20 protein-coding genes are annotated in these 22,922 nt (G+C 61.6%); 6 read left to right on the top strand and 14 right to left on the bottom strand.

The features are described from left to right. Positions 1–78: 78 nt before the first annotated feature. The gene (locus N8H74_RS06605; protein ID WP_262146679.1) at positions 79–1,134 is read right to left on the bottom strand and encodes a tetratricopeptide repeat protein; all 1,056 of its coding nucleotides are present in this window, start codon (positions 1,132–1,134) and stop codon (positions 79–81) included. Positions 1,135–1,366: 232 nt separating this feature from the next. On the opposite strand from N8H74_RS06605, the gene N8H74_RS06600 reads away from it, so the two are divergent. From N8H74_RS06600 to N8H74_RS06590, 3 genes are read left to right on the top strand one after another with little or no spacing between them, the layout of a single operon-like run. Then, entirely contained in the window at positions 1,367–3,502 is a 2,136-nt protein-coding gene (locus tag N8H74_RS06600) for an FUSC family protein (RefSeq protein ID WP_262146678.1), read from the top strand. After that, positions 3,492–3,692: a DUF1656 domain-containing protein gene (locus N8H74_RS06595; protein ID WP_262146677.1), complete on the top strand. Its 201-nt coding sequence runs from the start codon at positions 3,492–3,494 to the stop codon at positions 3,690–3,692. Before N8H74_RS06600 ends, N8H74_RS06595 begins: the two co-directional genes overlap by 11 nt. A gap of 4 nt (positions 3,693–3,696) precedes the next feature. Beyond that, on the top strand, positions 3,697–4,644 hold the full coding sequence (locus N8H74_RS06590; protein WP_217831290.1) for an HlyD family secretion protein: 948 nt from the start codon (positions 3,697–3,699) through the stop codon (positions 4,642–4,644). Positions 4,645–4,836: 192 nt separating this feature from the next. Here the strand turns inward: N8H74_RS06590 and N8H74_RS06585 are convergent, their stop codons facing one another. The 6 genes from N8H74_RS06585 to N8H74_RS06560 form a co-directional block, all read right to left on the bottom strand. Next, on the bottom strand, positions 4,837–6,258 hold the full coding sequence (locus N8H74_RS06585; protein WP_262146676.1) for a TolC family protein: 1,422 nt from the start codon (positions 6,256–6,258) through the stop codon (positions 4,837–4,839). Next, positions 6,255–9,446, bottom strand: a complete 3,192-nt coding sequence (locus N8H74_RS06580; RefSeq protein ID WP_262146675.1) for an efflux RND transporter permease subunit — start codon at positions 9,444–9,446, stop codon at positions 6,255–6,257. Before N8H74_RS06580 ends, N8H74_RS06585 begins: the two co-directional genes overlap by 4 nt. A gap of 15 nt (positions 9,447–9,461) precedes the next feature. Next, entirely contained in the window at positions 9,462–10,715 is a 1,254-nt protein-coding gene (gene mexE, locus N8H74_RS06575) for a multidrug efflux RND transporter periplasmic adaptor subunit MexE (RefSeq protein WP_262146674.1), read from the bottom strand. 328 nt (positions 10,716–11,043) lie between these two features. Further along, positions 11,044–11,496, bottom strand: coding sequence for a DUF805 domain-containing protein (locus tag N8H74_RS06570; protein WP_217831286.1), 453 nt, complete (start codon positions 11,494–11,496; stop codon positions 11,044–11,046). 19 nt (positions 11,497–11,515) lie between these two features. Further along, the gene (locus N8H74_RS06565) at positions 11,516–11,860 is read right to left on the bottom strand and encodes a DUF4190 domain-containing protein (protein WP_217831285.1); all 345 of its coding nucleotides are present in this window, start codon (positions 11,858–11,860) and stop codon (positions 11,516–11,518) included. Positions 11,861–12,081: 221 nt separating this feature from the next. After that, a complete protein-coding gene (locus tag N8H74_RS06560; protein WP_262146673.1) occupies positions 12,082–13,821 on the bottom strand; it encodes a dipeptidase in 1,740 nt (579 codons plus the stop codon). Positions 13,822–14,070: 249 nt separating this feature from the next. On the opposite strand from N8H74_RS06560, the gene N8H74_RS06555 reads away from it, so the two are divergent. The 3 genes from N8H74_RS06555 (at position 14,071) to hemN (ending at position 17,348) form a co-directional block, all read left to right on the top strand. Beyond that, the gene (locus tag N8H74_RS06555; RefSeq protein ID WP_262146672.1) at positions 14,071–14,514 is read left to right on the top strand and encodes a hypothetical protein; all 444 of its coding nucleotides are present in this window, start codon (positions 14,071–14,073) and stop codon (positions 14,512–14,514) included. 108 nt (positions 14,515–14,622) lie between these two features. Beyond that, positions 14,623–15,939, top strand: a complete 1,317-nt coding sequence (locus N8H74_RS06550) for a coproporphyrinogen III oxidase (RefSeq protein ID WP_262146671.1) — start codon at positions 14,623–14,625, stop codon at positions 15,937–15,939. 20 nt (positions 15,940–15,959) lie between these two features. Continuing rightward, positions 15,960–17,348, top strand: coding sequence for an oxygen-independent coproporphyrinogen III oxidase (gene hemN / locus N8H74_RS06545; protein ID WP_262146670.1), 1,389 nt, complete (start codon positions 15,960–15,962; stop codon positions 17,346–17,348). 105 nt (positions 17,349–17,453) lie between these two features. On the opposite strand, the gene N8H74_RS06540 is transcribed toward hemN, so the two are convergent. The 7 genes from N8H74_RS06540 to N8H74_RS06510 all read right to left on the bottom strand — a co-directional run bounded on the left by N8H74_RS06540 (position 17,454) and on the right by N8H74_RS06510 (position 22,922). Continuing rightward, a complete protein-coding gene (locus N8H74_RS06540; protein ID WP_262146669.1) occupies positions 17,454–18,941 on the bottom strand; it encodes a nitrite reductase in 1,488 nt (495 codons plus the stop codon). Beyond that, complete coding sequence (gene cobA, locus N8H74_RS06535; RefSeq protein WP_262146668.1) at positions 18,938–19,777, bottom strand: uroporphyrinogen-III C-methyltransferase; 840 nt, start codon at positions 19,775–19,777, stop codon at positions 18,938–18,940. The genes N8H74_RS06540 and cobA overlap by 4 nt, the downstream gene beginning before the upstream one ends. A 70-nt stretch (positions 19,778–19,847) precedes the next feature. Further along, on the bottom strand, positions 19,848–21,026 hold the full coding sequence (nirJ, locus tag N8H74_RS06530; protein ID WP_262146667.1) for a heme d1 biosynthesis radical SAM protein NirJ: 1,179 nt from the start codon (positions 21,024–21,026) through the stop codon (positions 19,848–19,850). Positions 21,027–21,049: 23 nt separating this feature from the next. Next, entirely contained in the window at positions 21,050–21,553 is a 504-nt protein-coding gene (locus N8H74_RS06525) for a nitrite reductase (RefSeq protein ID WP_262146666.1), read from the bottom strand. Then, a complete protein-coding gene (locus N8H74_RS06520; RefSeq protein ID WP_262146665.1) occupies positions 21,528–21,971 on the bottom strand; it encodes an Lrp/AsnC family transcriptional regulator in 444 nt (147 codons plus the stop codon). The genes N8H74_RS06525 and N8H74_RS06520 overlap by 26 nt, the downstream gene beginning before the upstream one ends. Then, positions 21,964–22,467 carry an AsnC family protein gene (locus N8H74_RS06515; protein ID WP_262146664.1) on the bottom strand — a complete coding sequence of 168 codons (504 nt, stop codon included), beginning with the start codon at positions 22,465–22,467 and terminating at the stop codon, positions 21,964–21,966. The genes N8H74_RS06520 and N8H74_RS06515 overlap by 8 nt, the downstream gene beginning before the upstream one ends. Beyond that, positions 22,464–22,922, bottom strand: a complete 459-nt coding sequence (locus N8H74_RS06510) for an Lrp/AsnC family transcriptional regulator (protein WP_262146663.1) — start codon at positions 22,920–22,922, stop codon at positions 22,464–22,466. The genes N8H74_RS06515 and N8H74_RS06510 overlap by 4 nt, the downstream gene beginning before the upstream one ends.

Raw genomic sequence — 22,922 nt, 5'->3', positions numbered from 1 at the left:
CCTGTTCACTTGACCCTTGGCCGAGATGACGGTTCCGCTGTTTCTTTGCGGATGTATCGAGAAGGCTGTCGAAAGTGCTCAAAGTCCCTGTTGCAGCGCCGGGTCGTCCGGATTCATTTGCTCAAGCTGGGCCAGGAGAATCTGCACGTTCTGCAACTGGCCGCTTTCCTTCCAGTAATTGATCAGCAGCACCCGCGCCTTGCGGTCAGCCGGATGGCGCTGGACGATTTCCTGCAACTGCTTCTGCGCCGCTTCCAGTTCCTCCGCATCGTGCAAGGTGGTGGCGAGGTCGTAGCGGTAATCCTTGTTGTCAGGCTCCAGCTCGACGGCTTTCGACAGGCCGAGCAGGGCGTATTCGCGCTGGTCATGGTGCAACAGCCAGAGACCGAGGGCATGTTGCAGATAGGCCGAGTCGGGCTGGGCCTTCAGTTGCTTGGCCAGTAACTGGCGGGCGGCATCGCTCTGACCCTGTCGGTCGAGCACATCGATCTGCATCACCAGCGCCGGCAGGTTGCCGGGCTCCAGACTCAGGGTTTGATCCAGCGCTTCCTGCGCCTGCTGGAACTCAGCATTATGCAGGTGCAATCGTGCCAGTTGGGCGAAGTTCGCCGCGCTTGGCGGCTGGTTCTTCAGCACTTGCTCCCAGCCGTCGATGGCTTGTTGCAGCGGCGCGAAATACAGCCCGAGCTCGTCAGGTGACAAGCCGAGCAGGGCATTGATGGCGGCAAACCGCACGCCCTGGTCCTCATCGTCGAGCAATGGCCCGAGCAACAGGCTGCGCGGACCGCCCGGCACCAGTCCGACCACGCTCTTGATTGCCGCCAGTCGCACGTCGACCGCTTCGTTCTGCAGGTCGGCGTCCGCCAGTTTCAGGGCCTGCGGACTCGGGTAGTTGGGCAATTCGGCGTGCAGCCAGACGCGGCGCTTGACCGACAGATCCGGACGGCCCAATTGCTGGTACAGCACCCGCGCCGCACCCGGCTGCCCGGCGCGAGCGGCGGACAAGGCTTCGCTGTAGCCATGCTTGATGGCTTCGGGCACCACCGGCGCGGTGCTGCGCAAGGACAACCAGGCAACGACGAGCACCAGCACGAGGCCAAGGCTGATAAGCAAGTAGCGGCGGGACTGAGGCATGCAAGTATCCGAAGCTGTCGAACTGAAGCAGAGCGGCAAGCTTCGACCAGCTCGCGCCGTGAGTCAAACCCTGTGTCCGCCGAATGTGAATGGCGCCCCGATTTGGCGATTGGCGCGTTACAGAGCGTCGGCGTAGCGCCGAATCGCCCTACAACCTGCGTCGACCCACATAACCTGTCGGGGCTTCGAACCAGTGTCTACGCTTGCAGAAGTTGTTTCGATGAGTGTGCCCATGCAAGCCCTGTTCAATTACTTCAAAGCCGTGATCCATCCCGGTCAGGCAGTGCTGCTGTTTGCCCTGCGAACCATTGCCGCCGGACTGCTGACGCTGTATCTGGCATTCGTGTTCGATCTGGATCAGCCCAAGTGGTCAATCATGGCCGTGGTGATTGTCAGTCAGCCGCTGGCCGGGATGGCACTGGCGCGCAGCTTTGGCCAGATCATCGGCACCACGCTGGGCGCGGCGGTGGCGGTGCTGATCATGGCGATTTTTCCGCAGGCGCCGTTGCCGTTCATTGCCACCCTGGCCTTGTGGCTCGCGCTGTGTACCGCTGGTGGCACCTTGCTGCGCTACACCAGCTCCCAGGCGTTCGTGCTCAGCGGCTACACCGCCGTGGTCGTGGCGTTGCTGGCGATCCCGGATCAGGACGGTACATTTCTGCTGGCGGTGACGCGGGTCACCGAAACCCTGCTGGCGGTGGCGTGCGTCTGCGTCGTCAGCCTGCTGACCGCACGCCCGGAGGCGGTGGCGAAAGGTTACTTCGCCAAGGTCGATCAGGTCATCAAACTGGCCGCCACCCACGCCGCCGCCGTGATCCGCACCGAAGAAAGCGAGGCCGACTTTCAGCGTCGGCAAATGCAACTGCTCGGCGAAATCAGCGCCCTGGAAGGCCTGCGCCGGCATTTGTACTTCGATGCCCCGCGTTTGCGCAGTGCCAACAATCTGGTGCTGTTGCTGGGCAATCAATTGATGTTGCTGACCTCCCGGCTGACCGCCTTGCGCCATCAGCGGCAATTGCTGACCGAGCGCTGGAAGGGTGATTTGCCGCTGGACATCCAGCGTTTGCGCGCCGAGGAGCTGGCGTTCCTCGATCAACTGGCGCAACAGGGGCGGGCGTTATCGGCCGACGCGCGGCATCACTTCGTGACCCTGCAACAGCAATTCGACGAATTGGCCTACGAGGCCGAGCAACTGACCGAAGACATGAGTGCGACCTTGCGCTCGCTGGCGTGGGCCTTGCGCTGGGAGCAGGCGCGCTTGCTGCAGCAGCTTGAGCAGATTCTGGAATTGAGCGATGCGATTCAGGAGGGCCGTGAGGCCAGTTGCATGTTTCGCGGCCAATCCAATCCGTTGCACCTGGACTTCACCCTGGCGACCATGAACGCGATTCGCGCCTTTACCGCACTGCTGGCGGCCGGGCTGATCTGGATCGAAACCGCCTGGGACGGTGCCCGGGGCGGGATGATCCTGGTGGGCATCCTTTGTTCGCTGATGGCGACGTTTCCCCGACCGCTCATGGCCGCGCAAAGTTACGCCCGGGGCCTGGGGGTGGCATTGGTGGTCTCGGCGTTCTATCAATTCATGCTGGTGCCGGCGATCAGCGACTTCGAGTTGCTGGCGTTGCTGCTCGCGCCGTTGCTCTATGTGATCGCGGTAGGCCTCGCCAGTCCGGCGACTGCCGGCATTGGCATGGGGCTGGGATTGACGAGTTTCCTGCTGCTCGGGCCACAGAATGTCGGCACCGGCCAGAACAGCGCCATCCAATGGTTCGAATTCGCCGGGGCCTACATCAGCGCGGCAGTGCTGGCGCTGATCGTTTATGCCTGGATCTTCCCGTTCCGTCCGGTATTGCGGATTCGTCGCCTGTATAACGAAGCGCGCGAACAGGTGTACAGCCTGACGAAGACACCGGCGACCGATGAGCAGCAATTCGCCTTCGAGAGTCGCATGGTCGACCGCCTGACCACGATGCTCGGCCTGCTGCCGGCGGCCAATGACCGGGCGATGCAGCAATTGTACGAAGTCAGCCTCGGCTGTGTGGCACTGGGTGTGGCGATGCACCAGTTGCGTCAGCAGGTACAAAACAACAGGTTGCTCAGTGACACCTTCAGCCAGACGTTGTTGGCTGCCCTGCGCCAGACCGGACGCTTCGTCGCCGGTCGGCCCGATGCCCCATTGAGTCCACTGCTCGCCACGCTTCACGCCCTGGGCGATGAACTGGACGACTTGCATGTCGCCAGCCATGAGCACCTGTGGTCTGTGTTTCGCATGCGGGTTGCGTTGCTGATCGTGGTGTCGTTTCTCGAGCGCCACGGGGAGCATCTGCAACAGACCACCCCTGAAGGAGTGCCGGCCCTTGCCCATTGATTTCGAGATTGGCGGGGTTTACCTGCCGCCGATTGCCCAGGCCCTGTTGCTGGCCATTCCTGTTTTCATTTTGCTGGACTGGGGCTTGCGGCGTGTGGGACTGCTGCGTTTTGTCTGGCATGAAGCGCTGTTCGAGGGCGCCTTGTACGTCTGCGTGTGCGCCACGCTGATTTTGCTGATGGGAGCCTGAAGCCTTGAATAAATTGCTTTCCCGACTGACAACTCTCGCCGTGGTGGTGCTGGCGATCGTGCTGGGCTGGTTTGCCTGGGAGCATTACACCCGCGCGCCATGGACGCGCGATGCGCGGGTGAGGGCGGATGTGGTGACGCTGTCGGCGGATGTCTCGGGGCGCATTGTCACGCTCGCGGTGCAGGACAACCAGCATGTCACCAAGGGCCAGTTGCTGCTGGAGATCGACCCCGCGCGCTACAGCCTCGCGGTGGAGCATGCGCGGCGTTCGGTGGAGGTGGCGAAGGCCACGCTGGGGCAGTCAAAGGCCACCATCGTTGCCAGCGAAGCGTTACTTAAACAGCGTGAAAGTGAAGAGCGTCGGCGACGCACCTTGAAACAGGGTTTTGCGATTTCCGGGGAGGAATGGGAGAAGTCCAGCACCGATGTCGCCGTGGCCCAGGCCGATCTGCTGCGTAATCAGGCTAATCTCGGCCTCGCCGAGGCCAACGTGCAACTGGCGATTGCCGCACTGACCCAGGCGGAACTGGATTTGCAGCGTACTCGCGTGGAGTCGCCGGTCACCGGGTATGTGACCAATCTGCTGACCCGGCAGGGCGATTATGCAGTGGCCGGCAATGCCATGCTGGCTCTGGTCGACAGCGATTCGTTCTACGTCAGTGGGTATTTCGAGGAAACCAAGTTGCCACGGATCGGGGAGGGCGACCGGGTGCGGATCGAGTTGATGAGCGGCGAGACCTTTGGCGGCACGGTGCAGAGCATCGCTTTCGCCATTGCTGACCGGGAAAACTCACAGGGCAGTCGCCTGCTGGCCAACATCAACCCCAGTTACACCTGGGTCAAGCTGGCACAACGGGTGCCGGTGCGGATTGGTATCGATGCCGATTATGCTGGCAAAGGCCGATTGCGCGCGGGGACGACTGCGACGGTGACTGTTCAGGAGCATCGCTGACGTTCCGGGCGTGTGTTGCTTTTATGGACGGGGGCTTGCCCACGAAGGCGGCCGAATGGCATGACCGAGACAGTGGCGTACAGGGGAGTCCAAGGCTTTCGGCCAGGCAAAAAAAGCCCCGCGACCGAATGATACGCGGGGCAAAGGAATTTGGTTGGTTGCGGCCAACCAAAGGAGCTCTTTAAAAACCTGTTACTTGCTGGCGACCGTTTCTGGCTGCCAGCCGCCACCCAGGGCCTTGTAGATCGCGACGATGCCGCGATACAGATCGACTTCGGCCTGGGCCTGGCTGTCTTCGGCCGCCAGACGCTCACGCTGGGCGTCGAGCAGGACGAGGAAGTCTGCGGTGCCCTCGCGATAGCGAATCTCGGCGAGGTCGGCGGCCTTGCGGCTCGATTCGCTCTGACGGATCAGCGAGATCAGGCGTTGTTGACGCTTGCCGTAGTCGCTGAAGGCGTTTTCCGATTCTTCCAGAGCCAGCAGTACTTGTTGCTCGTAGGTCGCCAGGGCGCCTTCGGCATCTGCATCGGCACCGCGCAGACGGGCGCGCACGCTGCCCAGGTCAAACGCCGCCCAGGTGATGCTCGGACCCAGTGCCCAGGCGTTGGCCGCCGAGGAACCGATCTGCGAACCACGCCCGGCAGTCCAGCCGAGGAAACCGCTGAGACTGACCCGAGGGAACAGGTCTGCCTTCGCCACACCGATACGCGCGGTGGCCGAGGCCAGCTTGCGTTCGGCGCTGAGAATGTCCGGACGACGTTGCAGCAGGTCACCCGGATTGCCGATCGGCAGGGCCTTGGCAATCGCCGGCAGGTCTTTGGGACTCAGGTCGACGGTCAGCTTGTCCGGACGCTCGCCCAACAGGGTGGCGATACGGTTCTTTTGTCGAACCTGCTCGGCCTGCAGCTGTGGAACGCTGGCTTCGACCGAAGCCAGGCGCGCATCGGCGCGTTCCACATCGAGCTGGTCGCCAACACCGGCGTCCCGCAGGCTGACGGTGATGGTGCGCGACTCACGCTGGTTTTCCAGGTTGGCCAGGGCAATCTTTTCTCGCAACTGGGCGCCGCGCAGTTGACCGTAGGCGTCCACCAGCTCGGCAATCATGGTGACTTGCAGCTGGTACAGATCGGCTTCGGCTGCCTGCTGGTCAGCTTCGCTGGCTTCCAGATTGCGCTGGATGCGTCCGAACAGATCCACTTCCCAGGCCATGTCCAGCCCCAGGTCGTAACGCTCGCTGTTGACCCGTTGGGTGGTCTGGCCTGGAATCTGCCCTTTGCCCAGGTCACTGCTGGCCCGGCTGGTGATGGTCGGCATGGCGTCGTTGCTGACGTCGTCGCGGATCGCCCGGGCGGCTTTCCAGCGAGCGAACGCCACGCGCAGATCACGGTTGCCTTGCAGCGATTGAGTCACCAACTGGTTGAGGGTCGGGTCGTCGAACTGCTGCCACCAGATGCCTTCGAACCTGGAGCGGTCAAAGTTCTTCTGACCGGCAGCGCCGTCGGTGGCGGTGGTGATGTTGGCCGCCTCCGTCTCCGGGGTCTTGTAGTCGGGGCCGACGGCACAGGCACTCAGGGCCAGTACCAGCAGGCTCGGCAGGAAGACTTTCAGACTCATTGTTGCGCCTCCAGTTGCGTGCCCGGTTTCGGCGCCTTGGCCGCTTTGCGGGCTTCACCGCGTTCGACAAAGTTACGAATCAGTACGTAGAACACTGGCGTCAGCAGCAGACCGAAGAAGGTCACCCCGAGCATCCCGGAGAACACCGCCACACCCATGGCGTGACGCATCTCGGCACCGGCACCGCTGGAGAACACCAGTGGCACTACACCCATGATGAATGCGACGGAGGTCATCAGGATCGGCCGCAGACGCAGGCGGCAGGCTTCCAGTACCGCAGCCAGCGGGCTGAGGCCTTCCTGCTGTTTATCCTTGGCGAACTCGACGATCAGGATCGCGTTCTTACAGGCCAGGCCCACCAGTACGATCAGGCCGATCTGGGTGAAGATGTTGTTGTCGCCGCCGGAAGCAATCACCCCGGTAATGGCTGACAGCAGGGTCATCGGTACGATCAGGATCACCGCCAGTGGCAGGCTCCAGCTTTCGTATTGAGCGGCGAGCACCAGGAACGCCAGCAGTACGCAGAGCGGGAACACGAACAGCGCGGTGTTGCCGGACAGAATCTGCTGGTAGGTCAGGTCGGTCCACTCGTAGGTCATGCCGTTCGGAAGTTCTTCCTTGAGCAGTTTCTCGATGGCGGCCTCGGCCTGGCCGGAGCTGTAGCCGGGGGCTGCCGCACCGTTGATTTCAGCGGTGATGAAGCCGTTGTAGTGCATCACGCGATCCGGACCCGAGGTGTCGCTGACCTTGATGAAGGTCGCCAGCGGGATCATTTCGCCCTTGTTGTTGCGTACTTTCAGCTGACCGATCTGATCGGACTCGAGGCGGAACTGCTGCTCAGCCTGGACGTTGACCTGATAGGTGCGGCCGAAGCGGTTGAAGTCGTTGGCATACAGCGAACCCAGATAGATCTGCAGGGTGTCGAAGATGTCGCTGACGGCCACGCCGTGGGTCTTGGCTTTTTCCCGGTCGATGGCGGCATCGACCTGCGGCACGTTCACGGTGTAGCTGGTGAACAGGTTGGCCAGTTCCGGAACGTTATGGCTCTTGGCAATGATGTTCATGGTTTGCTTGTACAGCTCTTCGTAGCCCAGGTTGCCCCGGTCTTCGATTTGCAGACGGAAACCACCAATGGTGCCCAGACCCTGTACCGGCGGTGGCGGGAAGATCGCCATGTAGGCTTCCTGGATCCCGGCATATTTGCCGTTCAGGGCACCGGCGATCGCACCGGCGGACATGCTTGGGTCCTTGCGCTCGTCGAACGGTTTCAGGGTCACGAACACGATGCCGGCGTTCGGGCTGTTGGTGAAACCGTTGATCGACAGGCCAGGGAACGCTACGGCACTTTCCACGCCAGGCTGTTTCAGTGCCAGGTCGGACATGCGCTTGATCACGTCTTCGGTGCGGTCCAGGCTCGCGGCATCCGGCAGTTGCGCGAAGGCCACCAGGTATTGCTTGTCCTGGCCGGGTACGAAACCGGTCGGCGTGCTGGAGAAACCGAAGAAGGTCAGCACCATCAGGCCTGCGTACAGCAGCAGGGCGATGCCGCTGCTACGGATGACCCGGCGTACGGTGCCGACGTAGCCATGGCTGGCTTTTTCGAAGAAACGGTTGAACGGACGGAACAGCCAGCCACCCAACAGTTTGTCCAGTACACGGGAGAAGCGGTCTTTCGGTACGTCGTGGCCCTTGAGCAATACGGCCGCCAGCGCTGGCGACAGGGTCAGCGAGTTGAACGCCGAGATCACGGTCGAGATCGCGATGGTCAAGGCAAACTGCTTGTAGAACTGACCGGTGAGACCGGAGATGAACGCCGCCGGTACGAATACCGCACACAGCACCAGCGCCGTGGCAATGATCGGGCCGGTTACTTCACCCATGGCGCGTTTGGTCGCATCGAACGGATTGAGCCCAAGCTCGATGTTCCGCTCGACGTTTTCCACCACCACGATGGCGTCGTCCACCACGATACCGATCGCCAGTACCAGACCGAACAGCGACAGTGCGTTGAGCGAGAAACCGAACAGGTGCATCACCGCAAACGTACCGATCAACGATACCGGCACCGCCACCAACGGAATGATCGAGGCGCGCCAGGTCTGCAGGAACAGGATCACCACCAGTACCACGAGGATCAGCGCTTCGAAGAGGGTGTGAACCACCGCCTCGATGGAGCCGCGCACGAAGATCGTCGGGTCATAGACGATGCTGTAGTCCATGCCTTGCGGGAAGTTTTTCTTCAGCTCATCCATCTTCGCCCGAACCTCGTTGGAGATTTCGATGGCGTTGGAGCCTGGACGCTGGAAGATCGGGATGGCCACGGCTGGCTGGTTGTTCAGCAGCGAACGCAGGGCGTATTGGCTGGAACCCAGTTCGACGCGGGCGATGTCCTTGAGGCGAGTGATTTCACCATTGTCGCCTGCGCGAATGATGATGTTCTCGAACTCTTCCTCGGTTACCAGACGGCCCTGGGTGTTGATCGACAGCTGGAAGCTCTGGGCATTCGGGGCCGGAGGCGCACCCAATTGACCGGCAGCGACCTGACGGTTCTGCTCGCGGATGGCGCTGACGACATCGGTAGCGGTCAGGTTGCGCGAAGCGGTCTTGTTCGGATCGAGCCATACCCGCAGCGAGTAGTCGCCCATACCGAACAACTGCACGTCACCGACACCGCCCAGACGCGCGAGCTCATCCTTGATGTTGAGGATCGCGTAGTTGGACAGGTACAGCATGTCGTAGCGTTTGTCCGGCGAGGTCAAGTGCACAACCATGGTCAGGTCGGGCGAAGCCTTGTCGACGGTGATACCAATGCGCGTCACTTCCTCGGGAAGTTTCGGCTCGGTACGGGTCACCCGGTTCTGCACCTGCACCTGCGCGTTGTCCAGGTCAGTACCCAGGGCGAAGGTGATGGTCAGGGTGATCTTGCCGTCAGCGGTGGACTGCGAGGACATGTACAGCATGTTCTCGACGCCGGTGATGGCTTGCTCCAGCGGAGCTGCCACGGTTTCACCGATGACTTTTGGGTTGGCGCCAGGGAAGTTGGCACGTACCACCACGGTGGGCGGAACGACTTCCGGGTATTCGCTGATCGGCAACTGGAACAGCGAGATCGCGCCGGCGATCAGGATCAGCAGCGATAGCACCGCTGCGAAGATCGGCCGTGAAATGAAGAATTGGGAAAAATTCATCGGAGTCAGTGTCCCTTAACCGCGTGGGGTCGTAGCAGCCAGTTTCACCACCGAGCCGGCCGTGTTCTTGGCGGGGGCGACTTTGGGCAGGTTGCTGGCTTCCAGCGCCTGGCGTTGTTGAGCGAGTGCCGTGAGGGTCTGTTCGCTGGCCATCGGCACCACTTCAGGGGTGACCGGCGAGCCAGGACGTACCCGTTGCAGGCCCTTGACGATGATCGTGTCGCCCTTGTTCAGGCCGGTGCGCACGATGCGCAGGCCTTCGATCTTCGGTCCCAGTTCAACGGCGCGGTAGGCGGTCTTGTTGTCGCCATCCATCACCAGTACGAACTTCTTGCCGAGGTCAGTGCCGACCGCTTCGTCGTTGATCAGCATGGCGTTGTAGGTGCCGCTGCCGACCAGTTTCAGGCGGGCGTACAGACCCGGGGTGTAGGAGCCGTCGCTGTTGTCGAACACTGCGCGACCACGGATCGTGCCGGTTTTCGGGTTGACCTGGTTGTCGACGAAGTTCATCTGGCCCAGGTGCGGGTTGCCGTCCTCATTGGACAGGCCCATGTACACCGGCGTGGTAGCGCCACGTTGGCCCTGACGGGCGAGCTGGGTGTATTTGAGGAACACACGTTCGTCGGCGTCGAAGTAGGCGTAGACCTTGTCGGTCGAAACGACGCTGGTCAGCGCGGTGGTATCGGCGGTCACCAGGTTGCCAGCGGTGATCTCGGCACGGCTGACACGGCCGCTTATCGGTGCGGTGACACGGGTGAAGCTCAGGTTCAGTTTGGCCAGGTCCAGTTGCGCTTGCAGTGCACCGACGGCGGCACGGGCTTCCTGTGCGGCGCTGGTACGCGAGTCGGCCAGTTCGGCGGAGATGGCGTTGCTGGTACGCAGACGTTCGCCGCGCACGGCTTCGTTTTCACTGCGGGTAGCGCTGGCACGGGCCTGGGCGACCAGTGCTTCGAGGCGGCGCACTTCAGCCTGGAACGGACGCGGGTCAATCTGGAACAGCAGGTCGCCTTTCTTGACCAGAGCACCTTCGGTGAAGGCCACCTCATCGATCTGGCCGGAAACCCGTGGACGGATTTCGACGGTTTCCGGCGCTTCGAGGCGGCCGGTGAATTCGTCCCACTCGTTGACGGGTTGTTCCAGCACCTTGGCCACGCTGACCTGTGCAGCAGGCATCGCGGCTGCAGTCTCCGGAGCCTTGCCGCAGGCGCTCATCACCATTACGGCCAGAAGGCCCAACGGGAAGCGCAAATGTTTGAATGACTGTTCCATGAATGCATCCGCCAATGTATTGAAGATGGGCGGATGATGCTCGGGAGGGTAAAGGCAAACGAATCGAATGATACGAAGGTAACTATCATTCGGAATGATATAAGGCTCGAGCGAGCCCTCTAGCATGCACCTTTCGTTAGGTGGCTATCAATCAGCCCGGAGGCAATGGTGTCTTGCGTAGAGCGCAACAGTGGGGCTGACGTTGAGCGGGCGGGATTATCTGGCGATTAAAAACGCCATGCAATGCTGGCAAATGTGGCCATGCGGGGGGCACACAAACAAAGAGACGGCCATGGCGGCCGTCTCGATCAGCAGTCTGCCGGGTGTATCAGTTGATGCCTTTACGGTTAGGCCCGAAACGGTTGTCGCCCGGCTGGCTGTCCTGCACCAGGAACACCAGGTTGACGATTGGCAGCAACAACCACCAGCCGCTGCGATCGGTGTCGTGCATCCGACGCGCACCGACGGCAATGCTCGGCAGGAACACCGCCAGGCTGTAGAGATTGGCAAGGATGCCTTGGGCGTTCAGCAGTGCATCGAGAACGCCGAAAACGATGGCGACACCCAGGTTGATCAGCACGAACATCCAGTATTCACGGCGAGTGGCGCGGCCTTTGAATACGGCGTAGTTCTTCAAGGCTTCCACATAGGCGTTGCCCGTCGCAATGGCAGGGCCGGATGCGAAGGATTGCTGGGTCGCTTGAGGCGCGCCGCACTGTGGGCAAGCCACCGCTGTGCTGTGAATCTCCTTGGCGCAACCGCGGCAGAAAACCATGTTCATATTTTTTCCCTAAAATTGTTTATTCGATGGAGACGGACATCAGGAACGCGACAATGCCTGACAAAACGATGCCGGCGATGGCGAGATTCTTGCCCGGGTGTTTTTGGTTGAGGCTGACAATGCCGCAGGCCAGACCTGCAAGCGCGAAAATACCGACACCGGCGATTGTTTCCCTGTCCCATTCGGAATCATCAAACAGCGTGAGTGCCGAGATGATGCCGATGCTCAACGAAACGATGGCCAGCCAGGGTGAGTCGACTTGCGAGGAGGGCGCTGAGGCCTGTTGGGGCGCCCCGCATTGGGGGCAAGTGAGCGCCGTTTCGTGAAGCTCCCTGGCGCAAGCACGACAATAGACCATTGCCATCGTTATCCTTAACTGAATGCAAGACGCGCCGACCCTGCTCCGGTCAGCGCGGAGGTAATTTAATCTGTATTACAAAAAATGTCATTAAGCACTTTGCCATCATTGGCGTTCTTCGCTGTTGATAGCGAAAGATGACAGATGAGGGAGCGTAACACTGAGAAGAGAACGCTGGAGAAAGTGGCGATGGAGCAAGCTCCACCACCACAGATCTGACAGGGTGCTTACAGCTTCGGCAACTGCCCGATCCGGCCCATCATCTCGGTGACGACCTGCAAGTCCAGCATGAATTGTTCCACTGTCTTGAATTCGCCGTCGGTGTGGCCGGTGTATTTCACGTCAGGCATCGCCAGGCCGAATTGCACGCCGTTCGGTAGTTCATGCACCGAGGTGGCGCCGGCCGAGGTGCCGAATTCGTGTTTCATGCCCAGGTTCTCGGTGGCGACTGCCAGCAGCGCCTTGACCCACTCGCCCTCGGGATTGCGATACATCGGTTCGGCGATCGAGTAGTTGAACACCGCGGCGACGTGGTTTTTCTTGCTCCAGGCCGCGAGCTTTTCAGCGATTTCGGCCTTGAGCACTTCCGGCGACTTGCCTTTCGGTACGCGCAGGTTCACGGCAAGTTTGAAGGTTTTGTCGTCTTCGCCCACGTAAGTCGGGGAGGTGGTCAGAGGCCCCATGAAGGCGTCGGAAAAACCTACGCCGAGCGTGTTGCCGAGGTAATCCAGGCCCCAGTTGTCGGCGGCATAACGCGCGGCGTCGGTGATCTGGTTGTGCTTGAGCGCCACCTTTCCATCAATGCTATTGATGAAGACCAGCATCCGTGCGACCGGATTGACCCCGGATTCGGGTTCGGAGGAGTGCGCGGAAACCCCGGTCACCGTCAGTTTCACGTCTTTGCCGTCAACCTTGGCGCTGACCTGGAAATCGCCGCCGTTGTTGTTGGCAAACTCGGTGCCGGCCTTTTGCAGGCTGGCCGCCAGTTCGGCGGGTTTGTCGGTGATCAGGGTGGCGATCGATGCCGACGGGATCTGGTTGGCGGCGAGACCGCCGGTCAACGAGATGATTTGTGCGCCTTTGCCTTCAGCCTTGCGCTTGGGGAAGTTGGCCATGATCGTGCCGTAGCCTTTTTCGGCAATCACCACCGGGTATCCGCCGTCGAGCGCCAGGTTGTATTCCGGGGTCGGGTTGCGTTCGAAGTAATACGGGATGGCGTCGCCGGTGGTTTCTTCGGTGGTGTCCACCAGCAGTTTGAAATGACGCGCCAGCGGCAGTTTTTCTTCCTTGATCACTTTCATCGCGTACAGGGTGACCACGATGCCGTTCTTGTCATCTTCAGTGCCTCGGCCGTACATGCGGTCGCCGATCAGCGTGATCTTGAACGGATCGAGGCGAGTGCCGTCCTCGAGCACCCAGTTTTCCGGCGTCACCGGCACCACGTCGGCGTGGGCGTGGATCCCCACGACTTCCTTGCCGCTGCCGTCGAGGGAAATCTCGTAGACGCGGTTGTCGATGTTGCGGAAGTTCAGATTGAAGGATTGCGCCAGGCTCTTGATCTTTTCGGCGATCCTGATGAATTCCGGGTTGTCGTGCTGGGCAACGCCGTCCTTGCGATAGGTCGGGATTTCCACCAGTTCACGCAGGGTTTCTTTCGCCGCTGCGCCGTATTTCACCCGCGCATAAACGCCAAGCAGGCGATTGATCTCGTTCTGCTGCTCGGAGGTCAGGGTTTTGTTATCAAGGAACGCGCTGATGGCCGGGCCGATGTCGGCGGTTTTCGCCAGATCGCTCTTGGCCAGGCTTCCCAGAAATTGGCGGAAATCGGTAACCGGAGTGTCACTGAACGTCTTGATGATCGCCGCGTTCTGCTGCGCGGTGATATTGGCTTCAGCATTGATCGCGAAGGTCGAAAGGCCAGCCAGCATCAGGGTAGTGACGGCGAGCTGTTTGAGGGAAAAGTCCATGGGTAATGGCATTCCTTTGCAAGGCAGTTGATAAGAAGTGTTTCAGTACTGAGACACATGCACTTACAAACTAACACCGCAAGACCGCGAAGCGGGAGCCCTGAAACGGGATCTGTCGCACAGTCCGGCAAAAGTGACTGTTTTTCGACAGTGACACTCGCCTCGCCGTGTTGAGCGTTTCTTGATTGATATCAACTGCATGATGGGGCCGGGCCGGTAGTCTGGGAGCAAACCGAGAGCGCCAAGCCCATGCTCTATCTGCTGTGTCTGACCTTGCATCTGTTTGCCGCGCTGATCTTCATCGGCACGGTGTTTTTCGAAGTCCTGTTTCTGGAGCACATTCGCAAGCAACTGCCCGCCAGGGTGATGCTGCTGGTGGAGCAGGGTGTTGGTCGTCGGGCCAGGACGCTGATGCCGTGGGTGTTGCTGGTGCTGTTCGGCGCGGGGGCGGGCATGGTCTGGCTGCGTTATGTGCCGGTGCTGGCCCGGCCGCTGGCGTCGTCATTCGGCACGCTGCTGACGCTGAAAATCGCCTTGGCCGTGATTGTACTCGTGCATTTTCTGGCGGCCATGTTGCTGTTCAAAAGCGGACGCATGAGCGCTCGCTATCAAAACTTCATCCACGCCAGTGTGTTTTGTCACATGGTCGCCATTGTGTTGCTGGCCAAGGGAATGTTTTACCTGACGTGGTGACCGATGGTCCGGCCCGCGCAGACACTCGGTTTGCGCTTGATGCAAATCAAGGAGCGCCCCTCGCCAATTCCGGACACTGATCACCCGCAGCCAGTCTCGGAGAACGCCATGCTCAATTTCTTTCACAGTCCCGGCGAGCCGATCGCGCGGTGCGATCAGGGCATCCTCGACCCCAACTGTCATGTCGACACGCGAAAATTTCACGCCGGGATCGGCTCCCTGGATTTGCTGCGTGGCCTGCGCGTCAGTCGGCAGAAACGTCGGCCGTTGTCGCTGAGCGTGCGCCTGCCTTCGAACCTCACCCCGGCCTTCTGCAACGTCGAGCACTACCTTCAGCGACTGGAGCATGAAATCGATCTGGTCGGCTGTCATTTGCATCCCGAGCAGCGGGTCGAGCAGTTTCAGCTTGGCGGTGGGACACCTTCCATCGGCCACCTGCAGCGATTGATGGGCCATCTGCGCAGCCGGTTCCGTTTTCTGGAACATGACGGCGGCGACTTCGGCATCGAGGTCGATCTGCATCACACCGACTGGTCGACCATGGGTGCATTGCGCGAGCAGGGGTTCAACCACGTCAGCATCGGCGTTCCGGACATCGACAGCGACTGCGGGATGTCGGTGGCCTGCTACCAGAACCCGGCACCGATCAATTCGCTGATCGATGCCGCGCGTACGTTCGGCTTTCGCTCGGTCAACGTCGATCTGGGTTTCGGCCACGCCTGGCAGACGCCGGAGAGCTTCGCGCTGAAGCTGCAGACCATCATTGAGCTGGAGCCGGACAGGCTGACGGTATTCGATTACGCACGGCCACCACGCCGTTACCGGTCGATGATCGGCGGCTCGGGCAGGGCGTTGTGCAGTCAGGACGACAAAGCCGCGATGCGTCGGATCTGCTTCGAGGATTTGAATGCGGCGGGCTATCACTACATCGGCCTGGGCCAGTTCGTCCGGCCCGATGATGACCTGGCGATCGCCCAGGAGCGGGGCCGGTTACGTCGCACCTGCGAAGGCTTCACCCGTCACGGCTACTGCGATCACATCGGCCTGGGCGTCGGTGCGATCAGTCAGATCGACGACCTGTATACGCAAAACGCGGAAGTGATCGAGCACTATCAGCAGCAACTGGATTGCGATCAGTTGCCGACCTGCCGTGGCTGGCGTTTCGAGGAGGGCGAGCAGATCAGGCACATGGTCATGGAGCGCCTGGCGTGCGATCAGGAGCTGGATATCCGCGCCATCGAGCGCCGTTATGGGCTGATGTTTCACCGCTATTTCTCATCGGTCTGGCCGGTGCTGGAGCAGTTGAACCGCGACGGATTGATCGAGCTGTCGGAGCGCTTTATCAGCATTCTTCCCGCCGGCCGGCAGGAAGTGGACGCCATTTGCAGTCTGTTTGAAAAGGAATCGGGCAGTGCGCGGCATTAACATTTTTGAGTGAATTGATCATGAAGCCTGCTTGCGCTTTCGATCGAACCCTGGTCGAAAAATACGACCGCCCGGGGCCGCGCTACACCTCTTACCCGACCGCCCCGCAGTTTCATCAGGCGTTTGCCGTCGATGACTATCAGCGCGCTGCCCGTGACAGCAACCAGGTCGCGGCGCCGAAGCCGTTGTCGGTGTACATCCACATCCCGTTCTGCAAAAGCCTTTGTTACTACTGCGCCTGCAACAAAATCATCACCCAGAAGACCCATCGTGCCGTGGAATACCTGACCTACCTCAAGCGTGAAATCGCCATGCAGGCGTGCTTGTTCGACAGCTCGCGCCGGCTCACGCAATTGCACCTTGGCGGCGGCACCCCGACGTATCTGACCGACGAACAACTGGCTGACCTGATGACTTGTCTGCACCAGTCGTTCGACATGGACGACAGCGATAACCACGAATTCTCCATCGAGGTCGATCCGCGCACCATCAGTGCCGGACAGATCCAGTCGTTGCGCCATCTGGGCTTCAACCGGCTGAGTTTCGGTGTGCAGGACTTTGATCCGCAGGTGCAGGCGGCAGTCAACCGTCAGCAGAGTGAAGAGCAGATCTACGCACTGGTTGCGGCAGCCAGGGAGGCGCAGTTCAAGTCAATCAGTGTCGACCTGATTTACGGTCTGCCGCTGCAGACAGTGGACAGCTTCGACGTCACCCTCGGCAAGATCATTGCCCTGCGCCCGCACCGCATCGCGGCCTACAGCTATGCGCATTTGCCCGAGTTGGTGCGCGCGCAACGCCTGATTCGCCCCGAAGACATGCCGCCGCCGGAGCGCAAACTGGAATTGCTCGAACTGACCATTCGCCGCCTGACCGAGGCCGGTTACGTGTACATCGGCATGGATCACTTTGCCTTGCCGGACGATGAACTGGCGCTCGCCCGGGCCAATGGCACCTTGCAGCGCAACTTTCAGGGTTACTCGACCCATGCCGATTGCGATCTGATCGGTTTGGGCGTGTCGGCGATCGGCAAGGTCGGCGACAGCTACAGCCAGAGCGTCAAGGAACTTTCGCAGTATTACGCGCGTATCGATCAGGGCTTGTTGCCGGTGCATCGGGGTTACCGCTTGAGCGCGGATGACCGGTTGCGCCGCGAGGTCATCAGCGACCTGATGTGTCATGGGCGGATCGACTTCGGCAAGTTCGAGGCGAGCCATGGCATCTGTTTCAGCGAATACTTTGCCGGGGCGCTGGCGGCATTGAATGAGCCTGTGGGTGACGGCCTGCTGGAAATTCACCGCGACCAATTGCGTCTGTTGCCCCAGGGGCATTTGCTGATGCGCAGCGTCGCGATGGCGTTCGATGCCTATCTGGGGACCGAGCAAAACGGACGGTTTTCCCGCACGGTTTGAGTCGCCGATAACCTCGGCAAACGCCTGGCGCCCGGCCACTTTCCCGACGCCCCGGCGGCTTGCCCACGAAGGGGCCGGCATGGCCAAGCCCCACAGGAGGCGGAGCTAGTGCGACGTCCCCTCGGCGAATTCGATCTTGTTGCCGACGTTGTATTTGCCCGACGGTTTGTTCATCGGGATGCGTTTGATCTCCTGGAGGGTGTTGCTGTCGTAGACGATCAGCGCGCCGTCGGTGGCCCAGATGCTCAGCAGCAGATGGCGTCCGTCGCGGGTGAATTCGACGTGGGCGGCGGTTTTACCCGGCATCGGGCGCAGAGTGTGGGCGATTTCCAGGGTCTGTTTGTCGATCAGGTGGATCGCATCATTGTCGGGGCCGAAGAACACGTCGCTCCAGGCATAGCGTGAGTTGACGTGGCTGCGCATGAAGAATCCCGGCCCCAGCGTCGGGATCTCCTTGATCAGTTTCCAGGTCTTGAAGTCGATCACCGAAATCAGCCCCTTGCTGATGTTCGGGGTGGCGAACACCCACTGGCCGTTGCGTTTCCAGTATGTCCCGGAACCCAGGTGCGGCATGCCCGGCAGTGGTATGTCGGTGACGACCTTGCCGCTGTCCAGATCGATCACCTGACCTCCCTTGGCTTTGCGCGAGGTGGCCAGAAGCTGCCGGTAATCCGGTGAAAACGAGAAGTCGTCGAGCCTGTCCCCGGCCTGGATTCGTCGGGGTTCGAAGTCCGGTTCCCCGGCGCTCGACAACTCCCAGACTTCCTTCACGTCCTTGAGGGCGACGATGAAACTGTCCCGTGGCGGTGCGGTGTAGACCGCGCTGACCCGCGATGCGCTGCCGTCCAGGCCAACAGCGGGAATGGTCTTGACCAGCGAAAGATCCCGCGCATCCAGCACCACCAGACTGCCCGGCAGATAATTGCCCACCAGCACCCAGCGCCCATCCTTGCTCACCGCCAGATTGCGGGTGTTGAGACCGGCGCGAACTTCGGCGATCAGTTTCAGGTTGTGCAGGTCGTAGAGGCTGATCCAGCCGTCGCGCGATGCCACATAGACGAAGCGTCCATCAGGCGAAAATTTCGGCCCGCCATGCACCGCAAAGTGCGACTTGAACCGCGCCAGCACCTCAAAGCGATCACCGTCGAGAATGTCGATGTGGTGATCCCCGGCTTCCACCACCACGAACAGATTCAGCGGATCGGCGCCATGCTGGGGCGTGGCGGGCAGTTTGCCGATATCGGCGAGCAGCGCATGGCTGCCGCGAATCTCGTCATCACTCCAGGTCGGCGGGGTGGCGGGCGGTTGCTGGAGGTAGTCCGCTAACCCGTCGATTTGCGCCGGGCTCAATAGCGTGGCAAACCCGGCCATCTGGCTCGCGGGGCGACCGTCGCGGATCACATTGCGGATTTCATCCGGCTTGATCCGGCTCAGGCTTTCCGGCAGCAACGCCGGCCCGGTCGCGCCGAAACGGTTGGCGCCGTGGCAGCTCTGGCAATGCTGCCGGTAGTTGTTCGCCGCCTCTTCAAGAGAGGTCGCCGCGCCGGCATGCGCGGCCACCCACAACAGCGGGACAAGCATCAGCCGTTTCATACCGCCACCTTGCCGTGGCGTTGCAGCGCCTGAATCGGGTAGAAGCGCGCCGGGAATTCCATCGGCTGCGCGGCGAACAGACCCACGACTTTGCCGATCACCGTCAGCGTCGGAATGCCCGGCGGGCATTCCAGCGCCAGGGTCGGCAACTGATGCAGGAAACCACGCACAACATGCTGATCGACCCGCGTACCGTTGCTGACCAGCGCTGCCGGCGTGTCGGCCGACAGTCCGGCTTCGATCAGGCGCTGGGCGATGATCCCCAGGTTCGACAAACCCATGTAGAACACCAGGGTCTGGCTGCTGTCGGCGAGATCGTGCCAGGGCAGTTTCAACTCGCCGTCGTGTTGCAGATGGCCGGTGACGAATCGACAGGAGTTGACCAGGTCGCGGTGGGTCAGCGGGATGCCGGCGTAGGCGCTGCATCCGGAGGCAGCGGTGATGCCCGGCACCACTTGGCAATCGATGTTGCGCCGCAGCAGATACTCCAGCTCCTCGGCGCCACGGCCGAAAATGAACGGGTCGCCACCCTTGAGCCGCACCACGCGCTGGCCCTGATCGGCGAGGTCGGCGAGCAGTTCGTTGATCTGCTCCTGCGGCAGGCTGTGGCAACCACTGGCCTTGCCGACATAGTGCCGGGCGCAGGTCAGCGGGATCAGTGTCAGCAGTTCAGGGCTGACAAGACGGTCGTAGACCACGGCATCGGCCTGCATCAACAGACTCCAGGCGCGCAGGGTCAACAGGCGCGGATCACCAGGGCCGGCGCCGACCAGGGCGACTTCGCCGGGGCGGAACGGGGATTCGAGAGTGGACGGAAGAACAATCGATGGAGGCATGGGACGTCCTTGGGGCTTCATCAGGTTGACCGGCTCCCGCCTTTTTCACGGGGGTGGCCGGACGGGCAGTTCAGTGCGTGACGCAAGCAATGGTGGCGAGCGGCGGCAGGCCGATTTCGTCATCGCTGAGGTGGCAACCGGGGTCTTGGCCCCAGAGGTTGCCCTCGGCCCAGGCGCGGGTGCGCGTATTGCCGTTGCAGATTTTCAACCAGCGGCATTCACCGCAACGGCCGCCGACCGCGCGGGGATGGGCGCGCAATTGCTGGAGCAGCGCGTCGGGCTGCTCCAGCCACAGGGTGCGAAACGGCGTGCGCCGCACGTTGCCCACCGAGTGCTGCCACCAATAAGTATCCGGGTGGACTTCACCGGTGTTGTCGATGTTGGCGATGCCGCTGCCCGAGGCATTGCCACCCCAGGCGCGCAGCATGTGTTCCAGTTGCGCAGTGTGTTCGGGCAGATGTTCGGTGACCCATTGCAGCAGCAGAACCGCATCGGCATCGTTGTTGCCGCTGACGAAATCGCTGTCGCGGCCCTGCACCACATCGTCCCAGGCACGCTCGAAAATCAGCCTCATCGCATCGCGGCTCATCTGCTGCCGGGCGTCGAGTTTGCGGCTGCGCTTGCCACGACCGCTGTAATTGAGGTGCGACAGGTAAAACTTCTGCACGTTGTATTCGTGCATCAGTCCCAGCAACTGCGGGAGTTGCGCATGATTCTCCTGAGTCAGCGTGGTGCGCAGGCCGACGCGGATACCGTGCTCGCGACACAAGCGGATCGCCTGCATGGAGCTGGCGAAACTGCCCTTGAGCTGGCGGAACGCGTCATGGGTGGCTTCCAGGCCATCGATGCTGATCCCCACATAATCGAAGTTCGCAGCGTGAATCTGCGCGATGTTGTGCGAGCCGATCAGCGTGCCATTGGTGGACAAGGCGACGAAGAAACCCTTGGATCGGGCGTAGGCGCTCAGCACAAACAGGTCATCACGCAACAACGGTTCACCGCCGGAAAGAATCAGCACTTTCACACCGGCGTCGTGCAAATCATCGATCACGGCCAGTGCCGCCGAGGTGTCCAGTTCATCGCGAAACACGCTGTCGGCCGAGGTCGCGTAGCAGTGTTTGCAGGTCAGGTTGCAGCGCCGCAACAGATTCCAGATCACCACTGGCGGGCGCAGGCTGCCCGGCGGGCTGGTTCTCGGTGCCGGAGCCTGGCCGGCCAGGGCTTTCAGGTATTGGCTGATCCTCAACATGCCACTCTCCTTGTGCAGTGTGTTCAGCGTGCGGCGGGTGACAGGCGCAGCCCGGTTTTTTTCAGGATGCGGCTGCTCACCAGCATGTCGTCGGCGGCACAGGCATCGCCCAGCAGGTAACGCAGGTGTTCGCGATAGCTGTCGATTTCCTCGCGGCTGCGGCCGTGAACCATGGCAAACAGGTTGTAGCGCCACCCCGGCCGACGCGGGCGCCGATAGCAATGACTGACGAAGGGCTGCGCGCCGAGCAGGGCGCCGAGGCGCGGCATGTCGGCGTCGCGCACGTCCCATACGGTCATGCCGTTGTGGCAATAGCCCAGGCGATAGTGGTTGGGGACGGCGGCGATCCGGCGGATCGCGCCTTCGGCCTGCAAGCGCTTGAGCAGATCCAGGGTGGATTCGACGCTCAGCTCCAGTTGCCCGGCGAGCCAGGCCCAGGGATCTTCCACCAGCGGCAAACCGGCCTGGGTCAGTTCCACCAGACGTTGGGCGAGCGATGATTCAGACCGGGAAATACAGACCGACATGGTAAGTCTCCTCCTTGGGCAGATTGAGCACCGGCAGACCGGTCAGGGTCTCGATGCGCTGCAGCGTGTCGCGCAGGTCCTGTTCAGAGGCACAGCCGAGGACGAACCACATGTTCCACGGATGTTCGCGGCGATAGTTGTGCGCCACCTCCGGCAAGGCATGCAGTTGCCCGGCGACCTCGTCGAAACGCACTTCGGGCACGCTCAGCGCGGCGAGGGTGAAGGCGCCGCCCAGCCGCTCGATATCGAACATCGGGCCGAAACGGGTCAGTACGCCGTCTTCCAGCAGGTTGTGCACGCGGTCAAGCAGTTCGCGGGCGCTGCTTTGCAGGTCATCGGCCAGCACCTGCCACGGATGGCGCACCAGCGGCAGACCCAGTTGCAGGCGATTGATCAGGCGACGGTCGAGGTCATCCATGGGCGGGTACTCCGCTCGGCAGCGGGGCGAAACGCCCGCCGCATTGTTTGAAGGCGTGGTTGCTGAACAGCAGTTGGTGCGGCAGGTCACTGAGCAGATGGGTTTCCAGCATTTGCCGAATCTGCGCTTCGACCCGCTCACGTTGCCGGCCATGCACCATGCAGAACAGGTTGTAACGCCACTGCGGCAAGCGCCGCGGGCGTTGATAACAAAGGCTGATGCCGGGCGCGCGGCCCAGACGCTGACCGACTTCATCGATCAGCGCGTCCGGCACATCCAGCACCAGCATGGCGTTGGCGGTGAAGCCCAAGGCGCGGTGGTTGAGCACCAGGCCGATCCGGCGGAACAGGCCCTGTGCATGCCACTGGCGCATTTGCCCGAGCACTTGGGTTTCGTCCGAACCGATCTGCTCGGCGAGCGCCTGATAGGGCCGCGAAACGCGCGGCAATCCTTGCTCCAGAAGGCGACGCAGGGCCAGCGCCTGCGCGGCTGTCATGGGTTTTCTCCCAAGGCGAAACCGAGGTCGATGCGGTAGGCGGTCAACATCGGCAGGTCCAGCGGCGCAAGACCGGTGTCGCGCTCCAGTTCCTCAAGGACGCGCTCGATGTGTCGGCGATCAGGCCCGGTCAGTACAAACCACAGGTTGTAGTGATGCTCGCGCCCGTAGTTGTGATTGACCTCGGGGTATTGGCTGACGCGTTCGGCCACCTGATGCAGACGCTCGGCGGGCACGGCGAGGGCGGCGAGGGTGCTGGCCCCGGCGCGGCTGTGTTCGAACACCGGGCCGACCCGCGACAGGGCGCCGGCCAGTTCCAGGCGTTGCAGGCAGGCCAGCACCTGCGCCTCGCTGCAATCCAGGACCCGGGCCATCTCCAGATAAGGTTCGGCGCACAGCGGCATGCCGTGCTGGAAGCGGTCGATCAGTTGCCGGCTGAGCAGGTCGAGGTCCAT

The organism is Pseudomonas sp. B2M1-30, assembly GCF_025447575.1.
Classification (GTDB): domain Bacteria; phylum Pseudomonadota; class Gammaproteobacteria; order Pseudomonadales; family Pseudomonadaceae; genus Aquipseudomonas; species Aquipseudomonas botevensis.
This window is presented reverse-complemented; position numbering and strand designations above follow the sequence as displayed.